We start from the raw sequence: 24,761 nt of genomic DNA, 5'->3' as shown, positions 1-24,761 counted from the left end.
CTTAGATGTAGGAAAAAGGTCAAGGCCATCAAATGGATGGCCTGACATATCCAAATAGATTAAAACAAGCATCAAGCCACCTGACCTAATCCTTCACCTTCATTCTGAATCTCATCTTCATCGAAATAATCTGGTTGACCAGAATGAGTAATCATCTCTAAAGGTGAATCAGGTCCTGAGATCACAGCACCTGTAACAGGATTAAAGGTACGTTCTCCTAATTTGAACTCATTTGATAGTTCTAAAAAGGGCTGCTGATACTTGGCTATTGCAAGGAATTGATAGTTTCCGTAAGCGATTCCTGTAAATTCTAAATATCGTGATGCAGGTTTTTTAGCATTACGATCATTCACAGAAAAATATTTAGCGAAGAAGTTTGCAGCTTTACTTGGATTGATACTGACTTCTTTGGTTTTAGGGTCTACTTTAATCCCAGATACAAGTTTATCCTTAAGTACTCTTTTGAAAGGAATAGCAGTTTCCTTTTGAACCTGTTTAAAACCTTTTAACAGCCCGTCGGCTGCATCGTCAGGAGTTAATTGAAATCCGTCGTCTAGGTAGCGCTCTGGGTTATATCGATAAAACCTCTTAATGAAATAATGCATGACAATATTTGATTTATAAGCTCTAGCAACACCCATGACAGTGTTAAATTGTTTTTTCTCAATAATCGCATGGATATCGTTTAGATTTCCAATTACCTTAGACAGTTGTGCAATTTGCAGTAGAATTTCAACAGTGGTTGCATGAGTGGGGACATCATATTGAGCTACAAGCTGTTCAATGAATTGCTCATCTTCTTCATGTTGATTGAGAATACTTGTACCGACATCTCTAAGTTTTAATAAATTATCTGGAATAGAGTTGGTTTTGGTTTCCTCAGTAGATTCATCTGCTTCTTCATCCTCATTAGAGGATTTTTCGGTAACGTTATCTGTTAAGTCATTTTCATGACTAGATTCTTCATTGATAACATCCATTACTTTACTTTCATGACCAGATTCATCCGCAACATTGTTTGCTATGTCAGCTCCATGATTGGATTCTTGAGTAGCATCATGTGCTGCATCATTTTCATTACAAGAAGCTACGGTAACACTTTCATTAGCTCCATCATCATCTTCATTCAAATCTTCGATAACATTTGCAGTTACCTGAGTATTTTCCTCCTCCTCATCAAAAACATCCTCTGTTTCAGCATTTTCATTCTGCATCGCAACAGACTCATTTTTAATGTCCATAACCCGCTCATTGTCTGAATGATCATTAATTTCCTTCTCAATAGAACATGCAACACTTGATGACAGTTTTTTCGCTTTCAGCTTTTCTTTAAGTTTTTGAAGCGAGGGAGAAATTTCTTTTTTATTCTCTTCATCAATCGTCTGATCATTAACTAATTTATGACTTGAGATCATTCCCTTCTGTTTTAGATATGCTATACCGCTCTTAAGTGGTTTTATTTCCTCTTGAGTTGGCTTGGCATTTTCTTCTGCTTGAGTTTTCTGGTCAGACTCTTCATTCATCTCACCAGTGATTTTTTATCCTGATCGGGAGGAGCAGCACTTTGATCTGTTGCTTCGGCTTTTTGCTCCACAATCGGGCTGATATCATCAAACTCACTATCCAAATCGAATTGGACGTTAGACTTCATTTTTTGATCTAAAAAAATTTCAAATGCTGGGCCTATACTTGCTTTATAGGCCTCATCACTGGCTTTCTTCTCTTCGTCTAGAAACTCTTTGATATAGCTCGGTAGAGTACAGTCGCTAATAACACGGTGCTTCACTGTGCATGTAGGCAAAAGGTCTGTTATACGTTCTTTGAACAGATAAAAGTTAGAATAACAGTTGGATTTATCCATGCGATAATAATTAGCAGCAATACTGGCAATGTTATGGACAGCTTTACCACAATGCACAGCAAATAGCTTGGCTCCTGAAAATTCATTAAAAGTTTCATTCAGTTAAGTGACACGTTTATAGATACTTTTGACCTCTTCTCCTACTTCATCAATATCCAATTGATATTCATCCATAAGTTCTGACAGAAGATTGGCAATTGTAGTTAAACGATCAATAAATCTTTCATTCTTCTCTAGTTTCTTCTGCTTTAACGCACGAATATCTACGATATGGTTGAGTTCAATACCTGTATGGTTCACCATAAAACAAGGTACTGCTGTCTTACGCAAACGACCAAGAAACTGGACTAACTCCTCTGGGTGGGCATCGGTTCCCACTACAAAAACAGAATCAAGCTCATCCCTTAAATTGTTGATGTTGACTGCCTCATCCATAATGGAGGTACAAAACACAACATCTACATCACTCGGAATTTTTTGGGTTGTAAAAAAGTTTTGGACCTCAGTTGAATCTTTATTCTTGCTATGAATCGTTAACGTATGAGCGCTGTGAAACTTTTCTAATAGGGCTGCAACACGTTCGCATTTGATACGATTGTTGAGACGGATAATAATTTTCTTGCGTACACCTTGTTCCTGCATTTTCTTGAGGTGATCTACAACAAAGGGAATGAAACTAAATTGATTACCCTTATCGATTAATAGCATTTCTAGGGAACGCTTAAGATCGACTTCTTCAAGATCAACCTTATAAATTTGATCCAGAGGTAGTTTTAGGGTTTTCCAACAATGATCAGTGAATGTTGCTGTCAAGAATAAGACCGTTTTTAATCCTTTCTTCTGATTAATCCTAAAAATAATGGAGTTAATAGCATCATCCCGATAGCTACCTGCTGCATAGAGCTTATGACATTCATCAATAACCAATAACGCATTTTTACGTTGAGAAATTGATAACTTACTCACAATTGCTTCCATCTTGTCATAGGTTGCAACGACAACAAGTTCATTCAACTCATTCAGTTCATCTTCGGTCGGACTTTTCTTGTCATAATAAAAGCGGTACTGAATGGAACTAGAAGCATCTGCATAGCTTGCCTCTAGCTCTTTTACTTTTAGAACCGATGGCACCAGCATAATAATGATTGGGTGTAGCTTTGGGCAGTCTTCCATAATAGCTGTAGTTTTACCAACCCCAGTACCTGCTTGAATAAGGGTAAACTTATTTTTTGGAATAGAGATTGATAAATCACTTAAATATTGTCCTTGTTTTAGGGTAACAGTGCTTACATTAGACATGAGTCGGCTCCTTGGGTGTAATTGCTCACACCCAGTTCTAATTTTGTTAATACGTTTCTAGTTAGGCTGCATGACTACTTTGAGCACGAATGGCAGCAGCAACATCCTCTGATGCTTGTTTCAATGTGCTGGACTGCAAATGTGCATAGCGTTGGGTAGTCTGTGGTGATGCATGACCCAATAAATGTTGTACGACATATAGACTTTGGCCACTGTTCACGGCCAAACTAGCAAAGTTATGCCTTAAGTCATGGATTCGGATATTCCGAATCGAGGCAGCTTTCATGATGCGTTGAAAAGTCTTTCGCATGTCGTTAAACGGTTGACCTGTCATCGGGTTCGCAAAAATAAATACATGCTGCCGTGATAGTGAATGCAGTATCGCTAGTGCATCCTGATTCAAAGTAATACGTCGAGCCTTTCCAGACTTGTTTTCACCTAAAAGCCAAACACCTGTAGTGAGATCAACATCAGCCCACTTCATGTCCATTGCTTCACGCTTACGTACTCCTGTAAGCAGTAAAAACTTGACGATAGCGACAATAATCAAGTTGTCTATGCCATGCTGATGCGGTGCATTCAGCACATCCATTAAACGCTTGATCTCTTGAGCATTGAGATAGCGCTCAATCTGATTGTTTTCCTTAAACTTAGATACCTTGCTTACAGGATTAACCTGTATCAAGTCATGATTAATTGCCATGTTGAACATGACAGAGAGCAGTGCCCGAACCCGATTGATCGAAGCATTCGTTAAGCCTTTTGAACGTAGTTCGGTCAATAGCTTATTGAGTATTCCAGCATTGATATCTTCAAATGGATAATCTCCAATGACTGGTAAAATATGCATCCGTAATTTTGCTTCATCATCCCTATAAGACTTTTTACGCATTTCAGCACTTGGCATATAGATGGTTAAAGCAAACTCACGTAATGTATTTGCAGGTTTAACCTCATCTTCGAATGGCGCTAGGCCTTGAGCGATTCGCTGATGAAATCCCTGCATTTGAGAGACCAGTTTTTCTAAGTTTTGGTCAAAATCAGCATGTGAAAATGTACCTAAACTTTTTGAGACTTTCTTACCTTGAAAGGTTAAGCGAGCTAGAGTACGGACATGCTGTGCCGTAATCACAAAGCGTAATCCAGTCACTTTGAGGTCTGGACGATACTTGCGAATATCGAATTCTTTGCCAGATTCAAATTCGCTGAGAGCGGGGGCTTGACTAGAAGCCTTTATAGATAGTTTAGCCATATTCTTGATCCTCTTGATTAACAATCAAAAAAAGAATATGTGCGTGAAAAAGCATTTAAACTCACATAGATAAATAGACAGTAACTTCTCTTGTAACAACTTGATGTGATCATAATAATTCCTATACTCACGTAATCAGTTCGAGAACAACTTGTCGTATCTAGATACTGTGTCTGTTAAACCTGAAGATGTTTATCCTTAAAATCTAAAAAGGTCTGAACACTGGATGGATAATATCTCAACTCGAAAAATATTGAAAGTTCAATGGTTTACTGTAAAGTCTGGGCGTTTCGGGTGCTTGCCCTTTTTCCCCTATAACTCCAGGGCAAAAAAAATTCCGTTAGCTTGTTTTTTGATCAATTGGCATTTAGACCGACGGACTACTTAAACGTTTGACGTGTTATTGGAAGGGAACATTAGTCCTTGGATGGTCTAGAAGAATAAAAAAAGACCCTAAACTACGTAAGTTTTAAGGTCCATTTTATGGTTTATCGAAGTTCCTGTAGGGTGTGCTAAGTTGATTGAAACTATCTCGACAATTTCTTCATTATCAAACTGACAAAGATTATGAGTCGTGTGTAGAGAGGGCTACTTCGTTTCACGGAGGAGACTTAGATTGCGGTCAAAGAATGATTGTCGAATACGTCATTCGGAACATAGATTAATATTCCTTCATTATCATTGAGCAATACATAAACCTCATACCAGTTCTGTTTCTTTTCGACATATTCCACTTCACCTAAGTGAAGCTTATCGCTAAGGCTAAAGGTCAGATTGGCAAGTGGTTCAGATAAATCAGATTCATCTTCACAAATAATAAACCACCCATGTAGGGTGGCTTGATAAGGTTCATCGTACTGTTGCTCTAAAGTCAGGATGTGATTGGAAATACTGTCCTTAATCGTTTCATTCTCTAGATGTGATAAATCATCTTTGGTCTTAATACACTTCATCATGCGTTTCTTCCCCAACTTCGGATTCGATAGATTGATTCTTAGGCTTTGGACCACGTTTGGCAGGAATCTTAGTCACTATATTCTCTTGAATATCAGTTTTACCTACCATTTCTTCAAGGCGAAGAAGCCATAGTTCATATTCCTCTATCACTTCCAGTAAACGGGCTGTTTGGGGATGTAAGCGAATGACCTGTTGATCAACTAAAACCGCACCCAAGAAACTATGGTTGTTGACTGATTTTCCAATGAATAAGCCTTTCAAGGCAGTTGCATGGAATGGCTTCCCTGAGAGTAATAATTCTTTGACCGTTTTGAGGATGTCATTCACCTTGATCAGTTCAGAACTAAATCCACCCGATGATTCATTGTGGCTCAAAGCAATACCAAGAGATAAATCCTCATTGTCTTGCCAAAGTTGATAATGCAACTGACCTTTAGAGCGTTCAGAAAGCTTGTTGCAAATAAAGGTTTTGATCAGGGTTTGATTCACTTTGTCGAATACACGTTGTTGCATGTTGAAATTCCTTAGAAATAAAAAATCCCGATGACCTGTAAAGATCATCGGGACTAATAAATTGATAATAGGTTTAGTTATCTGCGCTGTTCCACCTTTTGTACTTCACGTTGTACGCAAGCATTCCAAGGGGGTGAGCTTTCAACATATTGAGAGCAGTTTTTCAAAGCACCCATAGATGCCTGTTGCATGGTGCCAAGCATTTGCCCATATGCATCAAGATCAGCAATTGAGACATCACCTGCACGCTTGGTTTGAGTCGTAGACTGACGTTGGGTAGCTTGTTCAGCTTTCCTTTGCTGTTCCCATGCTTGTTGAGCGCGGAGTTCCTGTTGCTTTAACATTAAATATTCTTCCTTGGTATTAAAGTCAGCAAAGCCAGTAATTTCACCATTAGCGTTGTATTTCAAAGCTCGCCAGACAGTTTTACCTTTTTCAGTTACAGGGATAATGCCGTCAGGCGAACTTATGATTCGTTGAGCCATTTCCTGTTGTTGCTGAGCTTGATAAGAAACCACTAATTCATTAGCAGAATTAGCAACTTGTTGAACATCTGGATTACCAGAGAATGTAGCGACTGCAGTCAGTGCAGAGCTAAGTAAATTTGAAAACCCCATCTTTATGCACCTTATATTTTCTCGTTAGAAAGTGAAGACTTAGTTCTGATTTCAGGATTAGTTACATATTACATGTATCTATATTGGGTACAAAATATATTGTATCGATAATAGGTACATGACAGCAAGTATTAATACCCCAGAAATGCAGGCTTTAACTAAGTGGTTGAAGCAAATGCGGGAAGAACAACATCTCACTATGCGAGCATTAGCTGAACGCATGGGTAAACCGCACTCGTACATTCAAAAGGTTGAACAAGGTGAGCGTCGTTTAGATGTTGTCGAGTATGTGTGGTATTGCCGTATGCTTGGAGTTACCCCAGAGGAGGGGTTAGAGCAGATTAGGCAAGCGATTCCAGCATCAAGGAATTGATATGGATCATAATAACAATTAAGCAGAGAATTACTTGTTTTGCTCTTGAGGATCAAGATCAATTAAGCGAATACCCTGATGAGGGTCAATATTCAAGGCTTGGCAATAATAAATAAATTCAATGACCTCCAAGCGATAATCACCATGTTCCACATCTTCAATGTATTGCAAAGGCTTTCCAAGCTTATGAGCTAATTGCTGTTGAGTCAGCTCATTGAGTTCACGTTGCTGTTTGAGCCACTCTTTCAAAGCTTTCATTTTTACCTCTATGTATTTAGATCATAACCCCAACTACAGCATGTAGTTTGGTGAGGACATGCGTATCTTGGTCATTGCAGATACGAATAGCATGTGCAATGGATTGAATTTGTGGATGAGGAATTGATGCAAGGATGTCGGAAACAGTATCAAGCTCAGGAAAGTATTTCTACATGGTCACTCCTTGGTTAATAGACCATGTAGATAATATCTATGCAAACTCAAGGCAAATACAGAAACAGTTCTCTCTATCCATAAGAGCCAAGCGATTTTTACCCCATAAAAAGAGTGGTTATTTTAAAGAAACTCCCCACAACCATCAGGTATTCCCCTTAGATGTCCAGTCCGAAACAGAAAATGCAAGGAACCTTAAAAAATCCTCCCTAAATGCCACAATAAAAAACTTTCATTAATGAAAGCAAAAGAAACCCCCTCTTAACCTACTCAAGAACAGGGGAGTAATTTGATTATAGATGGGATAAATGAGGGTTTATTGCTATGTAGTTCTGCCAATCAACACCAATAGAACTAGCAAGCTTCTGATGATGGTTTTTTAGGATTTGGTTCTTTTCATCTTCAGGTGCATCAATGAGTTGCAGTACTAAATGAATTGGCTCTATACCTAATAGGGCTGCATGCTCAACGAATTTTTGATTCACGACTTGTGAGCGAAGTGTTTCCACTGTAGTTCCTCTACTCTCTGCTCTATCAACAGTAATGCTTATAAGCTCTCTTTGTAGAGTAGGATTATGTGCAAGAAAAGAAGCAACAGCTTCATTGAAATATTCCGAATAGTCTTTCATGTTAGATGCTCAATAAATAATGTTTTTTTGGTAATAAATGCATTATAGATGGAGTGGTGTGGGAAAAAAGATAAAGGGATTATTTGTTAAGTAGTTGTAGGGGATTCGGGGAATTGTACAGAAGGGAATGATTCATAGCATATATCCTACAGATAAGATCATATAAAGCAAAACTCCCCAGAACTTTTAAGGGTTTAGCCTAGATGTCCTGTTTGAAACAGGAAATACAAGCAACCTTGAAAATTCCCCTAACGCCTTAAGTTTTCCATGCGTCCTGCTCTATGCAGCGATAGCAACTATGAAAAGTTGATGTATCAACATCGCAATTCGCATGGAAAGCCAAAGAACTGGAAATGGTGTGGGGAGCATGTTGGGTAGGGAAGTTGAGTAGGTTTAATGACCTAGTTAGACTATTAAGCTAAAGAAGTTAAATAAATTTTCATGGTTGTTCATTTGTTGATAGGCTATAAAAATGATATATATTTGAAAAATAAAATATTAGATCAATTAATATTACTAGAATTTATGGGTTAAATATGCAATTACCTAACTTTGAGCATTATAAGCAACTGCTCGAAACTGCAAAGAAATATAAAATACCACCTCGGGAAAAAACTTTTTTTGATACAGCAATTCGTAACTATTATGAAAATCCGACTACGGAGTTATTAGAGTTCTTTCTGAACCCAAATGAATCGCATGTTCTGGGTGATTTATTTTGGAAAGGTTTCTGCGATGTTTTACAGCAAGAGGAATGCTTAAGTAAATTGGATCTAGGCAATATTGTAAAACTTGAAAGAGAGAGAGTTACCCATCAAGGTAATCGTATTGATCTATGGATAGAAACAGATACCTGTTTTATTTTGTTAGAAGCTAAAGTTTACCATCATCAGAATAATCCTTTTCAGGATTACTTCCAATTTGCTCAATTTAAAAATCATTATAAGAATAAACAAATTCTAGGCATTGTTCTTAGTATTACAGGGAAAAGTGAGGTGGAAGGCTGGCTTGGCTTATCATATCAACAAATTGTAAATAGTATTCGTCCATATTTGACCGAGCAAATACTTACAAATCCAATGAATAAATGGAACCTCTTTGCCCGCGAGTTCTTACTTCATTTAGATAGTTATTATCGTATAAAGAATTTAGATATGAATCGTGTTCAATTTATATTAGATCATTATAAAGAAATAGAAGATATTCAAAAACTTAAGCTTAATACTATTAGGGAGGTTGTGGACAGTCTAAGTCAGCAACTTAATGAAATGATTGATGGATATGAATCTGAAAATAAGTATGAGTCTTGGGGTGGTATTCGTTTTTATAATAAGACTTGGGGGTCTAAATCAAATACTACTTTATTGATTAAGCTGGAGAAAGGGCAGACAGTAGTGAAAGTGATTACTTACATCCTAAACCTATCGCCTGAGCGAGAAAAAGAAGCTTTTTCTATTTTAGGTACTCAATCTGATTCGCGATATTTAGGACAGAAATTTGAAAATTATCATAGAGGGGCTGAACGTTGGCTATGTATTTACTGGCGTTCCCTTGAAAATAACTTAGAGGCGATTTCAGATTTATTTTTTGAAAAGGTTAAGTTGTTAGATTTGATTGAAAAGACTTTAAAATAATTTTATATCAATATATTAGGTAGAAGTTTTATATAGCTCTAAGATGTAATGTGACTAGTTAAGCCAACACCAAATCAAAAATGGACTTGTTACACAACTGTTTAGCTGAGTTTAAAAGAAGTGATGATCAAAACTATAGGGTCTATTTTCTCATTTATCTTTTCTAGAAGAGGTGTAGAGAAATTTTGGATACACTGCATTTATTGGACTTTCCCTATAGTCTTGATAATTACACTTAGTCGTTTTGAATATTCTTATGATATTGCAAAACGAATTACCAATGCCAAATTAGTAGAAGTAAAAGGTGTGTTGGTTGAGCATCGTAGTTCTAAAGGTGGGGGAGGATTATATATTTATGGAAAAGTAATTTCTTTGTCGGATCAGGGAACTGATGTAAAACTAAGACTAGTTGCTTTTCCATCAAGTCTTCATGATTTTACTAAGGCAATGAATGAGGAAACAGTTATTTTGTTTGGAAGAGTCTTAGATCGGTCATTGTACCCAACTAGAATTACTAATATACAATACGTAGAATATGCTTCTCCATCTTCTAAAGAATTCAAAGATAGTTTTATTCAATCCCAAGCAAGAGCACCTAAAGAAGCTAGAAAATGGGGTTATATATCGTTTATATGGTTATTACTCATAATACTTTCTAGGGCTTTTAAAAGATGAGTAATAAAGATAAGTCATAAAAAGAGTAAAGTTTGGGCTTGGAACGCGTAGACCATCAGACTATTGATCAAATGGACTACAAAATAGTCCGTTGGGCTAGAACTGAGCTAAACCTACAGACAACAAAAAACCCCATAAATCAAATATTCATGAGGTTTAATGATGGTGCCGGCACACGGATTCGAACTGTGGACCTACTGATTACAAGTCAGTTGCTCTACCAACTGAGCTATGCCGGCAACGTGGAGTGAATTTTACAGTTTCTTAAAAAAATTACAAGCCAAAAAATGAGCATTTAAATTTTTTCATATTATTTTTAAATTCTCATAGGGTTTAGCCTGAAAAAGTTAGGGTTTCAACGCATTAATGCGCTTTTGCATGTTTTGTATAAATTACTAAAAATATCCCAAGTAATGACAGTACAACAGTTAAGCCTACAATCGCACTCCAACCACCGTGTAGCCAGAACCAACCGCCTGCTGAGCCGACAATACTTGAACCCATATAGTAAAAAAGTAAGTAGAGCGAACTAGCATGAGCTTTCGCTTGTTTGCTTTCAGCGCCAACAGAACTACTGGTAAGTGAGTGGGTAATAAAGAAACCCGTAGTAATAAATGCAATACCAATAATAATGCCGAAAAGAGAAGTGAGCAGGGTCATGAGACTTCCCACAATCATTAAAGCAAAGCCACTCATCATCATGGTTTTTTTATCGAAACGCTCGGCTAGTGTTCCTGCCAACGATGAAGACACCATGCCAAAGCTATACGACAAGAAAATAAGGCCAATTTGCGTCTGACTGAGTGAATAAGGCGCTCCACTTAAACGGAAAGTGGCATAGTTAAACAAGGTGACAAAAACACTAGTCAGCAAGAACCCAATGGCAAACAGGCGTAATAATTTTGTATTGCTTAAATGGGCGCGCCACATTTGCATGTGAAACCCTAAATTTAGCCCTTTTTTCTGTACAAAATTACGTGAGGCTGGTAGTAGATTGACGAAGGCAATTGAGCAAATAAAACAGATTGCCCCAAGTAAACCTAAGGCGGTGCGCCAAGAAAAATATTCAACCAAAATACCCATGCCGACACGGCCCATCATGCCACCAAAAGCCGTACCTGCAATATATAAACCCATGGTTTTACCCAAGTGTTCAGGTGCAATTTCTTCAGCAATCCAAGCCATTGTCACTGCGGGTACGCCACCGAGCAGCAAACCTTCTAAAGCGCGTGCTATCAGCAAACTGTGCCAGTTAGGGGTAAACATTGAAATAATATTTAAAATTGCGGCACACAGCATTGATGTAAAAATTACACCGCGACGGCCAAGGGCTTGTGAAAAGGCGCTTGATAGTACAATCGAAATTGCTAAAAAAGCAGTTGTTAATGACAGGGCTAAAGAGCTACTCGCAGGGCTAATCTGGAAGCTTTGGCTAAATGCAGGTAAGAGTGGCTGTACACAATAAATCAGAGAGAAACTGGCAAAACCTACGAGGAATAAAGCAAATCCTGCATGTTTATAGGCTTTAGTCCCTTTGTGAATCCACTCACGGGAAAGAACAGAAGTTGCCTCAGTACTTAAGGTACTGGGTGTAGATGAAGAACTCATATCATGACCATGACAGAAAGAAAGTGCAGTGCTTTGGGGGCATACTGCATCGAGAAAATTCGATAAATTAAAATTAGCAATTTGAGTGGTATTTTTCTAATATATTTAACAATGGGTCATGATATGTTTTGTATATAGCGATGGAACTAAGACATATACGCTACTTTTTAGCGGTAGCAGAAGAAAAAAACTTTACCAAAGCTGCGCAACGCTTAAACATGAGCCAGCCGCCTTTAAGCATGCAAATACGCGACTTAGAAGAAGAGCTAGGTGCAGATTTGTTTATTCGATCACCTCATGGGGTGGAGCTGACCGAAGTAGGGCTTGCCTTTTTAAATGCCATTCAGCCTGTACAGCAGCGTGTAGAAGATGCAGTGAGCTTAGTTAAACAAGTGGCAAATGGCGAAGTGGGCCAATTGCGATTAGGCTTTACAGGTACTTCAATGTTGAACCCTCTAATTCCTAAATGTGTTCGCTATTTTCAGCAGCAATACCCGAAAGTAAATTTAAAACTTGAAGAAGCTAATACCTTACTTCTCATCGATTTATTGCTTGAAGACCGTTTAGATGTGGCAATTATTCGTTCACCACGAAATATTCCAGATAGTTTAATTATCCAAGAATTATTAGCAGAGCCACTCATTGCCGCTTTACCTTCTGAGTCTTTGAGTTTAGATGATTCAACGCAAGAAATTGATTTAACGGCACTACGAGAGCTTGATTTTATTGTCTCGCCACCATCCATTAGTGCAGGGCTTTTTGATGCGATTAAACAGGCCTGCCATGAGCGTGGTTTTGAACCAAAAATTGGACAAAATGCTCCGCAAATTGTGTCGATTTTATCGTTAGTGTCTGCAAATTTGGGGGTGTCTTTGGTTCCCGAGTCTACCAAACAATTGCAAATACAGGGTGTGGCTTATCGCTCTTTGAAAGCGCCTGTTCCTACGGTGGGTTTAGGGCTTGCTTATAAGAAACATGCCCCTTCACAAATGGCGATTAACTTTGCCAGTGTGGTGCAAGTCGCTTGTCACCACGCCAACGAAATAGATGAAATCGGCTAGTTTGATTTTGGCGCTTTATTAATTAAAACGATGCCTGAAATAATAAAAATCGCGCCATATAAAAACGATAAAGTCGGCTGTTCATGAATGAAAACCCAAGCCATGAGCGCTGCAAAAATGGGTTCTGAAAGCTCGGTCACTTGTACCTTTGCGGCACTCATATAAGACAACGCTTTAGTGGTACAGAAAAAGCCGAGGATGGTTGGCAGGACAGCTAAACCAATCAAACCTAAAACAATGTCACTATTAAAATTAATGCTGTGAAAATTAATTAAAAATGGAACTGCAAGATAAACGCTACCAAACAGCAGTAAGTATTTAGTCAGAAACAGCCCGCCGTTTAATTTGAATTTTTTCACTAAAACCGAAAATAGGCCATAACCTGTGCCGGCAACAGAAGCATTGATCAGCATTAAAAGGCTATTTTCACCTTTCCATGAAATGATACTAATCCCCGCAACCGCCAATAATGTTCCAATAAGAGAATGAATGTAGATGCTTTCTTTTAAAATGAATCGACCAAAAAATAGGGCAGAGATGGCAGCCGAAGCCATGAGTACCACTACCACATTAGCCGCAGCACCGTGGTTATAGGCAATGGTCTCGAAAAAGAATAAAGAGAAAATCCCTAAAAAAGCACATATGGCAATTTGAGCAAAAACGCTGAGTTTACTTGGCGTGCTGCTAATAAAACCAATCTTTTGGCTAACAGGCACTTTAAATAAAAATACACTTAAAAAGAAAAAGGCGATAATGGTTTTTAAAAAGGCAATGTCTTGTGGGTTTAAACCGCTGTGCATGAGTAATTTGCTAATCACGCCGATAGAGGCATTTAAAGCCGCTGCACAAAGTGCAAATAGGGTTCCAATAATTAAATTATTCACTCTTATAATTCTTCCTAAGTTTTACACATGCAGTCTACATTATTTTTTAGATGAATATTCAATTAAAATAATCAGTTAACGCTTAACACCTTCCATGATTTATTCTGTATTGATTTAATCAGTTTTATAAAAACATAAACTCTTCTAAGAGACTTTTGTTTCAAATAATTGTGATTTATAGCGCCAACTCATATTATATAATTATTTAATTATTAAAGAATTTTAAAAATGATTAAATCTATTATTTCAGGTTGCGCGGTTCTTACACTTTCGGCTTTGGCGGTCACGCATGCAGAGTTTTCTTTTGAACAAGAATTACAACAAAGCTGTAATAAAGTGAAGCAATACGCAAGCTTAGGTAAGAAATTCTACGACCAAAAACAATATAAAAAAGCGCTCGAAAATTTCCAAAACCAAGCCTCTTGGACTGCTTTTTGTAAAGCTAATGCAGATGAAACCACAGTTAAATTTACCGACCGTGATATTGACGTTGCCAACAATAATGTGGGCTTAGCCTATGCCAAATTGGGTCAGCCACTTTGGGCAAGAGCATGGTTTATGCTTGATGAAAAATCAAAATCTAGTCAGTTTAATCTTAAGCAGTTGCCTCAACCTAAAACATCCAATGATTTGTCGGGTGAATACGTCCGTTACTCAGGTTTTGGTGAGTGGGATCACATCACGGTAAGTCGTAAACAGGGCCAATATGCCATCAGCTATGCTGGTTTATATATGGGACTTAGAAGCTTGATCTATGGCCCAAATATGGGTGAGTTTGACACCAAAATGCCGTCTAATAAAAAGCAAACGGTTTATAAAAATGAAGACTGCCGTATTCAGCTCGATTTTAAAACCAATGCGAAGTTAGGCAATTATATTCAGGTTAAACAAAGCGAAGGTAACTCGGGCTGTGGCTTTGGACATAACGTTTATGCCGATGGAACGTATTTAAAAGTTGAGTCTGGGAAATAAGACCAAAATATAGGAACACAATAATGAAAAATATATTTGCACCTTTACTGCTTGTTTCTACGGTTATTTTTTCTGCTCAAATTTATGCAGAGCCGACAAGCACCTGTAAGGAAGTGAAATTCCAAAAAGCCGATGAGGTGTGGAGTGGGCACTATTATTTACATGGTGTGATGGAAGTCGGTTCAGAACTTTTACTTCAGCCAGATGGCAAGTTTCAATGGATGCTCGCTGTAGGTGCTTTAGACCAATATGCCGAAGGCATATGGTGGAAAAATGGAGACTGTATTGGTTTAAAACCAGAGGCTAAATTTAAAAAGGATTTAAGTATTTTCCCTGAACGACTGAATATTTCAGATAAATCCTTAGATGCAATCTGGGAAGGTGGACGCCAGCAGGGCACATATAGCAAAAATTAAATTAAAAAGTCCGACACTGAATCGGACTTTTTTTATGGTTTATATTTTAGTGGTTGACCGCAGCTAGTTGCTGAGCGTTATAGCGTGCGCCCATGTTTGGATATCTCGCAATAATCGCGTTGATTTCTGCCAAATCTGCTGCTGTTAAATGAAGGTCTACAGCGCCAGCATTTTCGACAAGTCGCTCGATTTTACGTGTACCCGGAATTGGAATAATGTCATCACCTTGCGCCAAAATCCAAGCCAAAGCCAGTTGAGCGGCGGTCGCGTTTTTACTTTGGGCAAATTCGCTAAATGCTTGCGCCAAGCTTTGGTTATTTTTCCAGTTATCGCCTTGATAGCGTGGTAATTGGCGACGGAAATCGTTTTCGTCTAGGCTACCCACATCAAGCGTATTGGTGATTAAACCACGCGAAAGTGGTGAATACGGGACAAGGCTAATACCTAACTCGCGAATGGTTTGCAAATGGGTTTGCTCAAACTCACGGGTAAGCAATGAATATTCATGTTGAACCGCTGCAATCGGATGAATCGCATGCGCTTTACGAATAGTTTCAGCCGACGCTTCACTGAGTCCTAAATAACGAACTTTACCTTGTTTGACCAAGTCCGCCATTGCGCCAATCGTGTCTTCAACTGGAATGTTTGGGTCAATACGGTGTGCATAATACAAATCAATCACGTCTGTATTTAAGCGTTTTAAACTGTTTTCGACCGCGACTTTAATCCACTCAGGTGAGCCGTCGATATAAGACTCTAAAGAGTTTTGTGGGTTAAGGTTATCTTCTTTATAACGGAAGCCAAATTTGGTCGCCAAAAAAACTTTGTCGCGATGTTTTTCTAAAACTTTTGAGAGCAAAACTTCGTTTGCGCCGTTGCCGTACATGTCGGCGGTGTCCCAAAAGTTAATGCCGAGGTCTAATGCCTTTTCTAGAGTGGCAATGCTTTGTGTGTCGTCTGAGGCACCATAGGCAAAGCTCATTCCCATGCAACCTAAACCAAGTGCTGATACTTTTTCGCCTGTTTGTCCTAAAGTTCTATATTTCATTTTTCACACTCTTTTTGCAAAATCACTTGAGTAGAAAAACTATAAAATGCTTTGGCTCAAACTGACGTATAACATTCAAACCAATAATTATAAAATTCAAACAATCTGTTTTTAAGCTACACAATCTTCTCGGAACTTCTTAGGCGAAAATCCAGTATTTTTCTTAAAGAAGTTGGTGAAATACGCTGAATATTCAAAGCCTAAGCTATAGGCAATTTCAGAAATATTCCAACTGGTGTGTTGTAGCAGCGCTTTGGCTTCTTGCGTAATGCGCGAGCTAATATGCTCAGACGTGGTTTTGCCTGTCGCTTCTTTTACAGCTCGGTTTAAATGGTTCACATGCACCGACAAACCATAGGCATAGTCATTTGCAGTTTTGAGTTTAAGCTGAAAATGGGGCGAGTCGATGGGGAACTGGCGCTCTAATAATTCAAAGAATAAGTGGCAAATCCGAACCGCAGCATTGCTATGTTTTTCAAACTGTTGGGTCGGTTGCATTTTCATAGCTTCATGCACAATCAGGTGCAAATAGTTTCTTAAAACGTTGTATTTATGAATATAGTCTGAATTTATTTCATTCATCATCTTTTTGAAAATAAATGAAATTTCTTCAACTTGTTGGTCGTTTAAAAAATATAGCGGGTCGCCGTCGACTTTAAACAGTGGCGAGTCTTTTAAAAAGCTTTGTCTTGATTCTTGGTTTACAAACTCTTCGGTAAATAGACAAAACCAGCCTGCCTGTTCGGGCGAATTAATTTCCCATGCATAGGGCACCATTGGGTTTGAAAACAGTAAAGCAGGGCGGTCGACTCGTATCCAGCGGTTGGCGTAGTGAAGTTCACCTGTGCCTAAAACCAGTGAAATTTTATAATAATCGCGGCGGCTATAAGGTGTGAGAAACGAACAGGCATCACGTTGGAACACGTTGAAATGTCCAAACGAAGTGGATGGAACCGAGTAATCGCTATCTCTGGTTAAAGAAAAGCGGCGATAAAAATCATGTATGGTTTCCATGTCTTTGCCTGCATGCATTATCAATTTATTTAAAGTTATAAAATTCAAACTTTTTTACTGTAGCTTTTATTTATAGCGTGATCAATCTGTTCATTTAAATAGGTTTGAAAATGAATAATTTTTTATAAATACTCTGGGTAAGCAATGTAAGACGACTCTACGCATTCAAAACCCATTTGGCGGTAAAGGGTAACCGCTGGGGTGTTATCAACGTCGACAATTAAGTGGGCAATCCGTCCCGTTGCAACAATCTGATTAACTGCAAATTTTAAGACGCGTTCGGCAAAACCTTTTCGGCGATAAGCAGGGAAGGTATATGTGCCGCCAATAGAAACGAGTCGATTGGTTTCTATGCCTAAACGCACTATCGAAACGATTTGTTGATTTGCTTCAAGCACAATAATTTTTTGTTGTTGAATTAGAGATGCCCAGTCAGGTGTTTCATTTACTGAGCGCTCTTTATTATATAGATGTTGATATTCATTAAGACGGGCAATATCCGAAAGTTCAGCCAAGCGCCCTTGAGCTTCAGAAAATTGGCGTGAGCAGACCATGATCCATTGATCATATTCTCTTAAAATACGTCCTTTTTGTTTGATCTCGGCATGCAATAAGTCTCGCCCGATCGCGGTGGTGACGATCCGACGCGGTTGAAGCTCTAAAATTGATGTACAGAGTAATGAACCAGACGATGCCTCTGATGGAACCCAGAAGCAGGTGCCCCTAGCAACGGTGACCGCGACTCCTAAAAGTTGCTCGGCGTTTTGTGAATTATACAAACGTAAGAGTTGCCACTCGGTATTGGTAGCTTGTGTTTGATTAAGAAAAGCCATTGCCCCAATAGAATAATGGAACCGCTCATCAAGCCATTGAAAGATAAGTTGGTATTCTTCTGAACTGGTGGGAGATCCCTTTATTATCATTATTAATTACCTATTCAAATCATGAACTCAATCATAATTCACTATCCTATATTTTTATTATCATGACATCGTTAAATTTAAATTGAAGGTCTTTTTAGCTTAAATATCTAATTGAATAAACAACAATAATTATTTAACCAATTTCTATTCAACCTTACATTGACACTCCAAAACACGCGGATTATCCTTTGGCTGCTGGCCACATTGCCAGCCGGTTTTAGCAGACCGCGGTACAGTGCATCAGATTTAATCCTTCTGAGGATGGAATCTGCTTGTATTCCACTCGTCTCCCTGACGTTACGTTATGGTAGGGCGGAGGGGGGACACCTTCGGGTGTGCTGGTTCTGTACCCAGTCTGCTAACCCCCCTTCGTTCTGCCACCATCTTTTAGCAGAGATTGGCAGAATCCTTATTTGTACAGGAATCCGTCATATGCGTACTATTTTATCTCTCTCATTGGCAACCTTTGCCAAAGTCTTTACGTCCATACCCAACTGGTCTTTAAAACGGTTTAACCGACTCTAGGTTTTAAGCCATAGGTCATTACGACTAAAAATCATAGCAACAATAAAACCTGAGATAGGCGAGCACACCTTTTTGTGCGGCTTTTGCATGCCTGTTTTTAGCGCTCAATTTAAGAGCGACGACATTTCTATCTCTTTTACATACAACAAAAAATTATTTTAAACGGTATAAAAACGCCAAATTTAGAAGCATCATTTAGAGCATTACGCGTGCTCCACGCGGCAAAAGATTTATTTACTCAACATGGGTTTTACATTGGGATCGATCGAATTGTTAGCGAGGCCAAAATTCCCAAAGCTACTTTTTATAACTACTTTCACTCCAAAGAAAGGCTCATTCAGATGAGCTTAACTTTTCAAATAGATGCATTAAAACATGAGGTATTTTCAATTATTCATTCCTATCGCGAACTCATGGCATTCGATAAACTCAAGAAAATTTACCTCTTATATGCAAACTTAGATGGCTTTTATCGGTTGCCATTTAAAGCCATTTTTGAAATTGAAAAGCTTTATCCTGCGGCCTATAAACTCGTTATTGACTATCGAAACTGGTTCATTAAAGAAATTCATAAATTCCTTTTAACTGTAAAAGCGACTGCTACAGTTGAAGATGCACACATGTTTTTATTTGTGATTGATGGCGCGATGGTTCAGCTTTTAGGAGCGAATAGTACTGATGAAAGGGATGCGTTGCTCAACTATTTTTTAAGTCGGGTTTGAGTAGGAAGGCCCAACAGAAGTTGGGCTTTTTATTAAATCCTGGGAATATAAGTAATATTTTTTTCTATATAATTACAATAAATTGGATATTATATTTAAACATGAGCTTCATATTTTTATTAAATTTATGATTAAGATAAAACAACTATTCTTAGTATTTTTAATATATTTACTTCCATATTCTATTTATGCACAGGAAATTAAGATTCTTAATATGAATAATGATTTAATTGAAGAGATTAAAAGCATTGCACTACAAGGAAATGCAGATGCTCAAGTAAAATTGGGCCTTTTGTATATTCAGGGTTTTGGTGTTCCACAAGATTATATCTTAGCAAGACAGTGGTTCGAGAAGGCAGCTAGCCAAAACAATAGAGATGCTGAATATAATCTTGGGGTCATCTATGAGAATGGGAATGGTATACCTCAGAATTATAAATTAGCAGCAGAGTGGTATCAAAAAGCAGCTGAAAAAGGACGATCTAATGCTCAATACAATTTAGGTAATTTATACGCAAATGGGGTAGGCGTTACACAAGATTATAAAATAGCAAAGCAATGGTTTGAAAAGGCAGCTGAACAGGGAAGTGCCGATGGCGAATATAGTTTGGGTGTTATGTATGAGTATGGAGATGGTACTGCTCAAGATTATAAGCTAGCAGTAGAGTGGTATCAAAAAGCGGCAATCCAAGGTAATGCGAATGCTCAGTTTAACCTAGGTATTTTATACGCTAAAGGTTTAGGTGTTTCTAAGAATTATGAAATAGCTAAACAATGGATTGAGAAAGCAGCGGAACAGGGCCATGAGAACGCTCAAATAATTATCGCCCAATTAGCTTCTTAATAACTCTTAACCAAATAGAAGACTTAAACCATTTGACTTAAGTGTACTAGCTTAAACCAGATCTGACAGTTACCCATTTTTCAGAGTATCTGTCAGATTAAATCTAAGTTTTTTAAATGACACTATTTCTAACTTTTACTCAAAACCAACTTTTTAATCTTCACAGCTTTCTCGAAGTGATCAAGCTTATGCTCCATAATCCACCAATGCGCTGCTTCCATCAGTAACTCAGGGTTATCATTCTTATTTTTAAAAAAAGCATAAAAAGACAGACCGACATTGTCTCCCTTCTTTTCAATTTTATCGTCGCATCCCTTGATAAAAATTTCTCTTAATTCATTTCTCATATTTAGTATCACTTCAAGTCTATAAAACTAAGACGATTTATTGCGCTCGCCCCATTGGCACATCATATCTAATAAAGGAATTAAAGATTGCCCTCTTTCTGAAAGTCGATACTCAACTTTTGGAGGAATTTGAGGATATTCCTTGCGAGTAATCAGTCCATCTCTTTCCAATTCTTTAAGCGTATTGCTGAGTGTTCTAAACGAAATATTACCAATACAGCGTTGCATCTCATTAAAACGCATGACATTTTTTTCATACAGCCAATACATAATAATCATTTTATATTTGCCATTAATCAAAGAAAGGGTATATCCAAAACCTGTATCTTCTAATGGTGTATATGAAGGAATGCACTCAGTCATTTTTAAAATCTACACTATCTTTTAGTATAGTATATAACATAAATTACCGTACTTATATTTAGGAAAGCACACTCCTATAATCGATTTATCTACTTTCCGATAAGAGTGTTTTCATAATGAAAAAGACATTAGTCATTGTTACTCATCCCCACATAGACCAGTCTGTCGTAAATAAAAGATGGGTAGAGGAATTAGAAAAACACCCAGACCAATTTACGGTTCACCAAATTTATCAAGCCTACCCAGATGGCGTAATTGACGTTGCCAAAGAACAAGCACTGGTAGAAGAACACGAAAATTTAGTTTTTCAATTTCCAGTGTATTGGTTTAACTGTCCACCACTTTTGAAACAATGGCTTGATGAAGTTTTAACATATGGATGGGCTTATGGTTCAACAGGTGACAAAGTTAAAAATAAAAAATTTATGCTGGCTGTGTCTGCGGGTGGCCAAGAACATATTTATTCAGAGCAGGGGGAATATAAACTTACGTTGGATCAAGTTTTTAGTTCTTTTCAGCTCACTGCTTTATATGTTGGGGCGGACTATCAACCACTTCATGCATTTTATGGTTTAGACACAAACCCTTCAGAAGATGACGATGTTCCTACTCATCAAGACGTAGCAAATAATGCGATTGAGTACGTTCAGAAGTTATTAGCGTTGTCTGAGTAAATTTTTAAGAGGGAGGCCTAAATGTGAGAGTTTGGGCTTCTTATATAGAAGATTTTTAAAAAGTTACATTAAGGTTTTAAGTTAAATATACAGTTTATTTATGATATAAATGTCCGCTAAATATAGATTAAATTTAAAAATTTATGACTATTCTTGATATTAAAGAAAAAGAAAATTCCCTTATAACTGACGATGCTCATGAATTAATATGCTACGCAACAATCAGTGAAATAAGCTCATGGAAGGATGTTACTAACTTATATTCAGAAATTAAGCAGAAGCATTTACCTAAAAAAGTATTATTACTTTTAGAAGATATAGGACAGTGCCAATACACGTCTATGCATGCTTCAATGGGAGATGGGCTTTATTTTGTTACCACAGAACTTGTTGAAGATGACAGTGAAGCAAGTTGGGAAAATACTCGACCTTTAGAGCTTCAATATCATATTGAACAATTATTAAAGCCAGAAAATTATATAAACTTTAATAACTTGCCTAAAAAACTTAGCTATAGCGATGAAGATCAAGCAACTCTGCTACAGATCAATGCTGAACCTGAAAAAATTTTAGATGAAGTTATTCAAGTAAAGCTAGTAAACAGTGAAACTGAAACTCAAAAATTTGCAGCATGCCTCAATGGATACTTTACTTGTGATTTGAACCCTTTTGAGTCTTTTAGCTTGATTGAGCATTTAGATCAAAACTATGGCTTAGAGTATGTGGGTTTAGGTGCAAGCTTATTATTCTTTATGAAAACACCAAAATTTGATGCAAATAAAACGCCTCAATTGCTTAATGAGTTGAGCAACTTTTATCAATTCAACCAAACAACGCATAACCAGCTAGAACAACATTTGTCTAATCATGAATATCTTATTTTGCCTTATGTAGAGTCATTAGAAGTGTTCGATTTGGATTAAGGCTGATGAGGGAAATCTAACGGACTTCTTTTTGATTTAGGCAGTGGACCTTAACAGTAAATGCTTTAAATCGTTTGCAAAAATTAATTTTATCTATAAGTTGAAAATACAATAATACATCTTTGGAAAAATTATGAATATCGCACCTTTTCTATTTCAAATTACAAATTGGGAAGAAATAGAAGTCACTGAATATAACGGTGAAACAGGAAAAGCGTATTGGAAAACCCAATTTTTTGGTGAAGAAGGAAACAAAATAAGAGTAAGGCTTGTCGAGTACTCAGCAAACTATTTAGCTGACCATTGGTGCGAAAAAGGGCATATATTATTTTGCTTAGAAGGCGAGTTAGAAAGTAGATTGAAGGATGGCCGAACATTTACTTTAACTTCGGGAATGAGTTATCAAGTCGGAGATAATTCAGAACCACATCAGTCTTTTAGCCTTAATGGGGCGAAGTTACTTATCGTTGATTAGATTTATACAAAGAATGTAATTAAATAAAGGGATAGCAATCTCTATCCCTAATCACATATCTTAATTTGCCAAAATTGTCATGGCAGTAACTAAACTTGTAATTCCTAGAAAGACATCCTTTAAGCCAGCTTGATCATCCATATAGGCAGGCGTAGTAACAAATAAGTTTTGTTTATCGACCACACAGCTTGAGGTTTGACAAACATGGTGAATTGAACCCGTTTTTTCAATTTCCTTAGCAGTGTTAACGTCAGACCCTAACGTAATAGTTGGGTGTAACTCTCCAAACGTAAGCGCTAAAAGAGCAGGCGAAATACAGATGGCTCCAATAGGTTTCTTGCTCTGATGAAACGCTTTTAAAATTGAAACCACTGTACCATGTACTCGTGCCTCTGCGCCTTTAAAGGCAAACGTTGATAAATTTTTTGCGACACCAAAACCACCTGGCAAAATAAGACCATCAAATTCATTTGCATCCAGCTTATGCAGTAGTGAAATTTCACCACGGGCAATTCTTGCTGCTTCTTGTAAAATATTTCTTCGCTCAGTCATGTTTATTTCGCCACTCACATGGTCGATGACATGAAACAAAGGTTCATCAGGTGCAAAAATTTGATATTCAATATGTACTGTATCTAAAGCTAGTAGGGTTAAAACAGACTCTCTAATTTCAGAACCATCTAAATAACCACAACCCGATAAAATGACTGCTACTTTTTTCATTTGCTTTCTTAAAACCTTTTTTAAATGTGTAAAAGATCTTAAGTTTTCTTATAAAAATTTTTTATACGCAGATTTGCCATAAATTCGCCCTAAGTAAGCATTCTAGTTTTGCGTAGCTCGCGTGGAGTAATACCAAATAAATTTTTAAACTTTTCAGTAAATCGAGATTGAGATTGATAGCCACATTCAAAAGCAATATTTCCAATGCTGTCATTGGTGGTTTGAAGTAAGTGTAATCCGTGTCCCAGTCTTACTCTATTACGAATGCCCTGAATGCTGTTTCCTTCACTTTTAAGTTTTCTTCGTAGCGTCGATGAACTCATAAAAAGTTGAGCCGCGATAAATTCAGCGGTGAGTTCTGTAGACAAATGATCAGAAATAAAGGCCTGAACTTTTTCACTCAAACTTGTATTCATGTTGAGTTTAGCAATGTTGGTATAGCCCGAATAATAAATAAGCTCTAAAAGCTCCCTTTTTCTAAACTTAAACGCAGAAGGAGGAGCAACTAAAGAGAAGTCTATAAACTGATGCAGGGCACTTTCTAAAAGAGAATTAAGTTGGCCTTGAACATAGTTTTGAGAAGTACCCGCGTTTTGAGGCAAGTCATTAAAATCTTCAAAATCAAACTCGATAAGAAGAGCGAAATATTCTTCTTGATCTGGAATATTACGCATATCAATGCTGGAGCTGTTGGCTAAAAAAATAAAAGAACCAGCATCACACTTAATATTTTCAGTTTTTCCAAGTTCTTTGTAACCACTTAACACAATAATCAGTAAGGGTTTAGAAATGGGAACGTTTGTGATTTTTTGCTCTTGGTACGCTGAATAGACCGCAAAAGGCAGGTTTAAGTTGCTATGCTCGAGCAGGCTTTTTTTAGCTAAAGAAATAAGATTCTGCATTGAATTTAAATGCTTAATAAAATTTAGATGTTGTGATGGATGTAAAATTATCAATATTTTTTGGCTATTTCTAATGTTTGAGCCAATAAAAAAGC

At 37.5% G+C, this 24,761-nt stretch carries 29 protein-coding genes and 1 tRNA gene; 11 read left to right on the top strand and 19 right to left on the bottom strand.

Going from position 1 to position 24,761, the window contains the following annotated elements; genetic code table 11:
• Positions 1-71: 71 nt before the first annotated feature.
• The 7 genes from AW165_RS20065 to AW165_RS04215 form a co-directional block, all read right to left on the bottom strand.
• Positions 72-1,523, bottom strand: coding sequence for a hypothetical protein (locus tag AW165_RS20065; RefSeq protein WP_228138731.1), 1,452 nt, complete (start codon positions 1,521-1,523; stop codon positions 72-74).
• Positions 1,520-1,801 carry a hypothetical protein gene (locus AW165_RS20060; protein ID WP_228138730.1) on the bottom strand — a complete coding sequence of 94 codons (282 nt, stop codon included), beginning with the start codon at positions 1,799-1,801 and terminating at the stop codon, positions 1,520-1,522. Before AW165_RS20060 ends, AW165_RS20065 begins: the two co-directional genes overlap by 4 nt.
• Before the next feature lie 162 nt (positions 1,802-1,963).
• Positions 1,964-3,160: a DEAD/DEAH box helicase family protein gene (locus tag AW165_RS20055; protein ID WP_060465050.1), complete on the bottom strand. Its 1,197-nt coding sequence runs from the start codon at positions 3,158-3,160 to the stop codon at positions 1,964-1,966.
• A 61-nt stretch (positions 3,161-3,221) separates the two neighbouring features.
• Positions 3,222-4,412, bottom strand: a complete 1,191-nt coding sequence (locus AW165_RS04230) for a tyrosine-type recombinase/integrase (RefSeq protein ID WP_060465049.1) — start codon at positions 4,410-4,412, stop codon at positions 3,222-3,224.
• A 611-nt stretch (positions 4,413-5,023) separates the two neighbouring features.
• Complete coding sequence (locus tag AW165_RS04225) at positions 5,024-5,365, bottom strand: hypothetical protein (RefSeq protein WP_060465048.1); 342 nt, start codon at positions 5,363-5,365, stop codon at positions 5,024-5,026.
• Complete coding sequence (locus AW165_RS04220) at positions 5,352-5,882, bottom strand: hypothetical protein (protein WP_060465047.1); 531 nt, start codon at positions 5,880-5,882, stop codon at positions 5,352-5,354. Before AW165_RS04220 ends, AW165_RS04225 begins: the two co-directional genes overlap by 14 nt.
• 77 nt (positions 5,883-5,959) lie before the next feature.
• Positions 5,960-6,499 (bottom strand): hypothetical protein, encoded by a 540-nt coding sequence (locus AW165_RS04215; protein WP_060465046.1) that lies wholly within the window; start codon positions 6,497-6,499, stop codon positions 5,960-5,962.
• A gap of 118 nt (positions 6,500-6,617) precedes the next feature.
• Here AW165_RS04215 and AW165_RS04210 point away from each other — a divergent pair, with 118 nt between their 5' ends.
• Positions 6,618-6,872 (top strand): helix-turn-helix domain-containing protein, encoded by a 255-nt coding sequence (locus tag AW165_RS04210; protein ID WP_060465045.1) that lies wholly within the window; start codon positions 6,618-6,620, stop codon positions 6,870-6,872.
• Between the two features lie 30 nt (positions 6,873-6,902).
• On the opposite strand, the gene AW165_RS04205 is transcribed toward AW165_RS04210, so the two are convergent.
• Both AW165_RS04205 and AW165_RS04195 read right to left on the bottom strand, forming a co-directional pair.
• A complete protein-coding gene (locus AW165_RS04205) occupies positions 6,903-7,130 on the bottom strand; it encodes a helix-turn-helix transcriptional regulator (RefSeq protein WP_060465044.1) in 228 nt (75 codons plus the stop codon).
• Between the two features lie 467 nt (positions 7,131-7,597).
• Positions 7,598-7,933 carry a DUF6388 family protein gene (locus AW165_RS04195; protein ID WP_060465042.1) on the bottom strand — a complete coding sequence of 112 codons (336 nt, stop codon included), beginning with the start codon at positions 7,931-7,933 and terminating at the stop codon, positions 7,598-7,600.
• Positions 7,934-8,469: 536 nt separating this feature from the next.
• Here AW165_RS04195 and AW165_RS04190 point away from each other — a divergent pair.
• Both AW165_RS04190 and AW165_RS04185 read left to right on the top strand, forming a co-directional pair.
• Positions 8,470-9,567, top strand: coding sequence for a PD-(D/E)XK nuclease family protein (locus AW165_RS04190; RefSeq protein ID WP_060465041.1), 1,098 nt, complete (start codon positions 8,470-8,472; stop codon positions 9,565-9,567).
• 120 nt (positions 9,568-9,687) lie between these two features.
• The gene (locus AW165_RS04185; protein WP_136512829.1) at positions 9,688-10,242 is read left to right on the top strand and encodes a hypothetical protein; all 555 of its coding nucleotides are present in this window, start codon (positions 9,688-9,690) and stop codon (positions 10,240-10,242) included.
• 163 nt (positions 10,243-10,405) lie between these two features.
• Here AW165_RS04185 and AW165_RS04180 read toward each other — a convergent pair.
• A tRNA-Thr gene (locus tag AW165_RS04180) sits at positions 10,406-10,481 on the bottom strand.
• 124 nt (positions 10,482-10,605) lie between these two features.
• Positions 10,606-11,850: a multidrug efflux MFS transporter SxtP gene (gene sxtP, locus AW165_RS04175; protein ID WP_060465039.1), complete on the bottom strand. Its 1,245-nt coding sequence runs from the start codon at positions 11,848-11,850 to the stop codon at positions 10,606-10,608.
• A gap of 140 nt (positions 11,851-11,990) precedes the next feature.
• On the opposite strand from sxtP, the gene sxtR reads away from it, so the two are divergent.
• The gene (gene sxtR / locus AW165_RS04170) at positions 11,991-12,911 is read left to right on the top strand and encodes a multidrug efflux pump transcriptional activator SxtR (RefSeq protein ID WP_060465038.1); all 921 of its coding nucleotides are present in this window, start codon (positions 11,991-11,993) and stop codon (positions 12,909-12,911) included.
• On the opposite strand, the gene AW165_RS04165 is transcribed toward sxtR, so the two are convergent.
• Positions 12,908-13,795, bottom strand: coding sequence for a DMT family transporter (locus tag AW165_RS04165; protein WP_060465037.1), 888 nt, complete (start codon positions 13,793-13,795; stop codon positions 12,908-12,910). The two genes, sxtR and AW165_RS04165, sit on opposite strands and share 4 nt — an antisense overlap.
• A 228-nt stretch (positions 13,796-14,023) precedes the next feature.
• On the opposite strand from AW165_RS04165, the gene AW165_RS04160 reads away from it, so the two are divergent.
• On the top strand, positions 14,024-14,767 hold the full coding sequence (locus AW165_RS04160) for a hypothetical protein (RefSeq protein ID WP_060465036.1): 744 nt from the start codon (positions 14,024-14,026) through the stop codon (positions 14,765-14,767).
• Positions 14,768-14,790: 23 nt separating this feature from the next.
• Entirely contained in the window at positions 14,791-15,183 is a 393-nt protein-coding gene (locus AW165_RS04155; RefSeq protein WP_060465035.1) for a hypothetical protein, read from the top strand.
• A gap of 46 nt (positions 15,184-15,229) precedes the next feature.
• Here AW165_RS04155 and AW165_RS04150 read toward each other — a convergent pair whose 3' ends face one another.
• The 3 genes from AW165_RS04150 to AW165_RS04140 all read right to left on the bottom strand — a co-directional run bounded on the left by AW165_RS04150 (position 15,230) and on the right by AW165_RS04140 (position 18,168).
• The gene (locus AW165_RS04150) at positions 15,230-16,231 is read right to left on the bottom strand and encodes an aldo/keto reductase (protein WP_060465034.1); all 1,002 of its coding nucleotides are present in this window, start codon (positions 16,229-16,231) and stop codon (positions 15,230-15,232) included.
• Positions 16,232-16,342: 111 nt separating this feature from the next.
• Positions 16,343-17,245, bottom strand: coding sequence for a helix-turn-helix domain-containing protein (locus AW165_RS04145; RefSeq protein WP_000447715.1), 903 nt, complete (start codon positions 17,243-17,245; stop codon positions 16,343-16,345).
• A 122-nt stretch (positions 17,246-17,367) separates the two neighbouring features.
• Positions 17,368-18,168, bottom strand: coding sequence for a GNAT family N-acetyltransferase (locus AW165_RS04140; RefSeq protein ID WP_060465033.1), 801 nt, complete (start codon positions 18,166-18,168; stop codon positions 17,368-17,370).
• A gap of 692 nt (positions 18,169-18,860) precedes the next feature.
• Between AW165_RS04140 and AW165_RS04135 the strand changes: the two genes are divergently transcribed.
• A complete protein-coding gene (locus tag AW165_RS04135) occupies positions 18,861-19,415 on the top strand; it encodes a TetR/AcrR family transcriptional regulator (protein WP_060465032.1) in 555 nt (184 codons plus the stop codon).
• A 214-nt stretch (positions 19,416-19,629) separates the two neighbouring features.
• Entirely contained in the window at positions 19,630-20,259 is a 630-nt protein-coding gene (locus AW165_RS04130) for a tetratricopeptide repeat protein (protein ID WP_060465164.1), read from the top strand.
• A 128-nt stretch (positions 20,260-20,387) separates the two neighbouring features.
• On the opposite strand, the gene AW165_RS04125 is transcribed toward AW165_RS04130, so the two are convergent.
• Together AW165_RS04125 and AW165_RS04120 are read right to left on the bottom strand one after the other, a co-directional pair.
• Complete coding sequence (locus tag AW165_RS04125; protein ID WP_060465031.1) at positions 20,388-20,606, bottom strand: DUF6500 family protein; 219 nt, start codon at positions 20,604-20,606, stop codon at positions 20,388-20,390.
• A gap of 27 nt (positions 20,607-20,633) precedes the next feature.
• Complete coding sequence (locus tag AW165_RS04120) at positions 20,634-20,969, bottom strand: winged helix-turn-helix transcriptional regulator (protein WP_060465030.1); 336 nt, start codon at positions 20,967-20,969, stop codon at positions 20,634-20,636.
• A gap of 116 nt (positions 20,970-21,085) precedes the next feature.
• On the opposite strand from AW165_RS04120, the gene AW165_RS04115 reads away from it, so the two are divergent.
• The 3 genes from AW165_RS04115 to AW165_RS04105 all read left to right on the top strand — a co-directional run bounded on the left by AW165_RS04115 (position 21,086) and on the right by AW165_RS04105 (position 23,041).
• On the top strand, positions 21,086-21,643 hold the full coding sequence (locus tag AW165_RS04115) for an NAD(P)H-dependent oxidoreductase (RefSeq protein ID WP_060465029.1): 558 nt from the start codon (positions 21,086-21,088) through the stop codon (positions 21,641-21,643).
• Between the two features lie 143 nt (positions 21,644-21,786).
• Positions 21,787-22,566 carry a hypothetical protein gene (locus AW165_RS04110; protein ID WP_060465028.1) on the top strand — a complete coding sequence of 260 codons (780 nt, stop codon included), beginning with the start codon at positions 21,787-21,789 and terminating at the stop codon, positions 22,564-22,566.
• 133 nt (positions 22,567-22,699) lie between these two features.
• Entirely contained in the window at positions 22,700-23,041 is a 342-nt protein-coding gene (locus AW165_RS04105) for a DHCW motif cupin fold protein (protein ID WP_060465027.1), read from the top strand.
• Positions 23,042-23,101: 60 nt separating this feature from the next.
• Here AW165_RS04105 and elbB read toward each other — a convergent pair whose 3' ends face one another.
• Positions 23,102-23,764, bottom strand: coding sequence for an isoprenoid biosynthesis glyoxalase ElbB (gene elbB / locus AW165_RS04100; protein ID WP_044099760.1), 663 nt, complete (start codon positions 23,762-23,764; stop codon positions 23,102-23,104).
• An 89-nt stretch (positions 23,765-23,853) separates the two neighbouring features.
• Positions 23,854-24,666: a helix-turn-helix transcriptional regulator gene (locus AW165_RS04095; protein WP_060465026.1), complete on the bottom strand. Its 813-nt coding sequence runs from the start codon at positions 24,664-24,666 to the stop codon at positions 23,854-23,856.
• Between the last annotated feature and the right edge of the window lie 95 nt (positions 24,667-24,761).

It is taken from the genome of Acinetobacter sp. LMB-5 (assembly GCF_001541635.1).
In the GTDB taxonomy this organism is placed as follows: domain Bacteria; phylum Pseudomonadota; class Gammaproteobacteria; order Pseudomonadales; family Moraxellaceae; genus Acinetobacter; species Acinetobacter pittii.
The sequence above is the reverse complement of the archived record's forward strand: the minus strand, read 5'-3'. Positions and strand labels throughout refer to the sequence as shown.

What these genes read in the sequence shown, in the direction of transcription:
- AW165_RS04210 (WP_060465045.1), top strand. Translation starts at nt 6,618, where the DNA reads ATGACAGCAAGTATTAATACCCCAGAAATGCAGGCTTTAACTAAGTGG.
- AW165_RS04215 (WP_060465046.1), bottom strand. Translation starts at nt 6,499, where the DNA reads ATGGGGTTTTCAAATTTACTTAGCTCTGCACTGACTGCAGTCGCTACA.
- sxtP (WP_060465039.1), bottom strand. Translation starts at nt 11,850, where the DNA reads ATGAGTTCTTCATCTACACCCAGTACCTTAAGTACTGAGGCAACTTCT.
- AW165_RS04130 (WP_060465164.1), top strand. Translation starts at nt 19,630, where the DNA reads ATGAATAATGATTTAATTGAAGAGATTAAAAGCATTGCACTACAAGGA.
- AW165_RS04095 (WP_060465026.1), bottom strand. Translation starts at nt 24,666, where the DNA reads ATGCAGAATCTTATTTCTTTAGCTAAAAAAAGCCTGCTCGAGCATAGC.
- AW165_RS04195 (WP_060465042.1), bottom strand. Translation starts at nt 7,933, where the DNA reads ATGAAAGACTATTCGGAATATTTCAATGAAGCTGTTGCTTCTTTTCTT.
- sxtR (WP_060465038.1), top strand. Translation starts at nt 11,991, where the DNA reads ATGGAACTAAGACATATACGCTACTTTTTAGCGGTAGCAGAAGAAAAA.
- AW165_RS04105 (WP_060465027.1), top strand. Translation starts at nt 22,700, where the DNA reads ATGAATATCGCACCTTTTCTATTTCAAATTACAAATTGGGAAGAAATA.
- AW165_RS04115 (WP_060465029.1), top strand. Translation starts at nt 21,086, where the DNA reads ATGAAAAAGACATTAGTCATTGTTACTCATCCCCACATAGACCAGTCT.
- AW165_RS04230 (WP_060465049.1), bottom strand. Translation starts at nt 4,412, where the DNA reads ATGGCTAAACTATCTATAAAGGCTTCTAGTCAAGCCCCCGCTCTCAGC.
- AW165_RS04160 (WP_060465036.1), top strand. Translation starts at nt 14,024, where the DNA reads ATGATTAAATCTATTATTTCAGGTTGCGCGGTTCTTACACTTTCGGCT.
- AW165_RS04225 (WP_060465048.1), bottom strand. Translation starts at nt 5,365, where the DNA reads ATGAAGTGTATTAAGACCAAAGATGATTTATCACATCTAGAGAATGAA.
- AW165_RS20055 (WP_060465050.1), bottom strand. Translation starts at nt 3,160, where the DNA reads ATGTCTAATGTAAGCACTGTTACCCTAAAACAAGGACAATATTTAAGT.
- AW165_RS04110 (WP_060465028.1), top strand. Translation starts at nt 21,787, where the DNA reads ATGACTATTCTTGATATTAAAGAAAAAGAAAATTCCCTTATAACTGAC.
- AW165_RS04155 (WP_060465035.1), top strand. Translation starts at nt 14,791, where the DNA reads ATGAAAAATATATTTGCACCTTTACTGCTTGTTTCTACGGTTATTTTT.
- elbB (WP_044099760.1), bottom strand. Translation starts at nt 23,764, where the DNA reads ATGAAAAAAGTAGCAGTCATTTTATCGGGTTGTGGTTATTTAGATGGT.
- AW165_RS04220 (WP_060465047.1), bottom strand. Translation starts at nt 5,882, where the DNA reads ATGCAACAACGTGTATTCGACAAAGTGAATCAAACCCTGATCAAAACC.
- AW165_RS20065 (WP_228138731.1), bottom strand. Translation starts at nt 1,523, where the DNA reads ATGAATGAAGAGTCTGACCAGAAAACTCAAGCAGAAGAAAATGCCAAG.
- AW165_RS04120 (WP_060465030.1), bottom strand. Translation starts at nt 20,969, where the DNA reads ATGACTGAGTGCATTCCTTCATATACACCATTAGAAGATACAGGTTTT.
- AW165_RS04140 (WP_060465033.1), bottom strand. Translation starts at nt 18,168, where the DNA reads ATGATAATAAAGGGATCTCCCACCAGTTCAGAAGAATACCAACTTATC.
- AW165_RS04150 (WP_060465034.1), bottom strand. Translation starts at nt 16,231, where the DNA reads ATGAAATATAGAACTTTAGGACAAACAGGCGAAAAAGTATCAGCACTT.
- AW165_RS04125 (WP_060465031.1), bottom strand. Translation starts at nt 20,606, where the DNA reads ATGAGAAATGAATTAAGAGAAATTTTTATCAAGGGATGCGACGATAAA.
- AW165_RS04205 (WP_060465044.1), bottom strand. Translation starts at nt 7,130, where the DNA reads ATGAAAGCTTTGAAAGAGTGGCTCAAACAGCAACGTGAACTCAATGAG.
- AW165_RS04190 (WP_060465041.1), top strand. Translation starts at nt 8,470, where the DNA reads ATGCAATTACCTAACTTTGAGCATTATAAGCAACTGCTCGAAACTGCA.
- AW165_RS04145 (WP_000447715.1), bottom strand. Translation starts at nt 17,245, where the DNA reads ATGGAAACCATACATGATTTTTATCGCCGCTTTTCTTTAACCAGAGAT.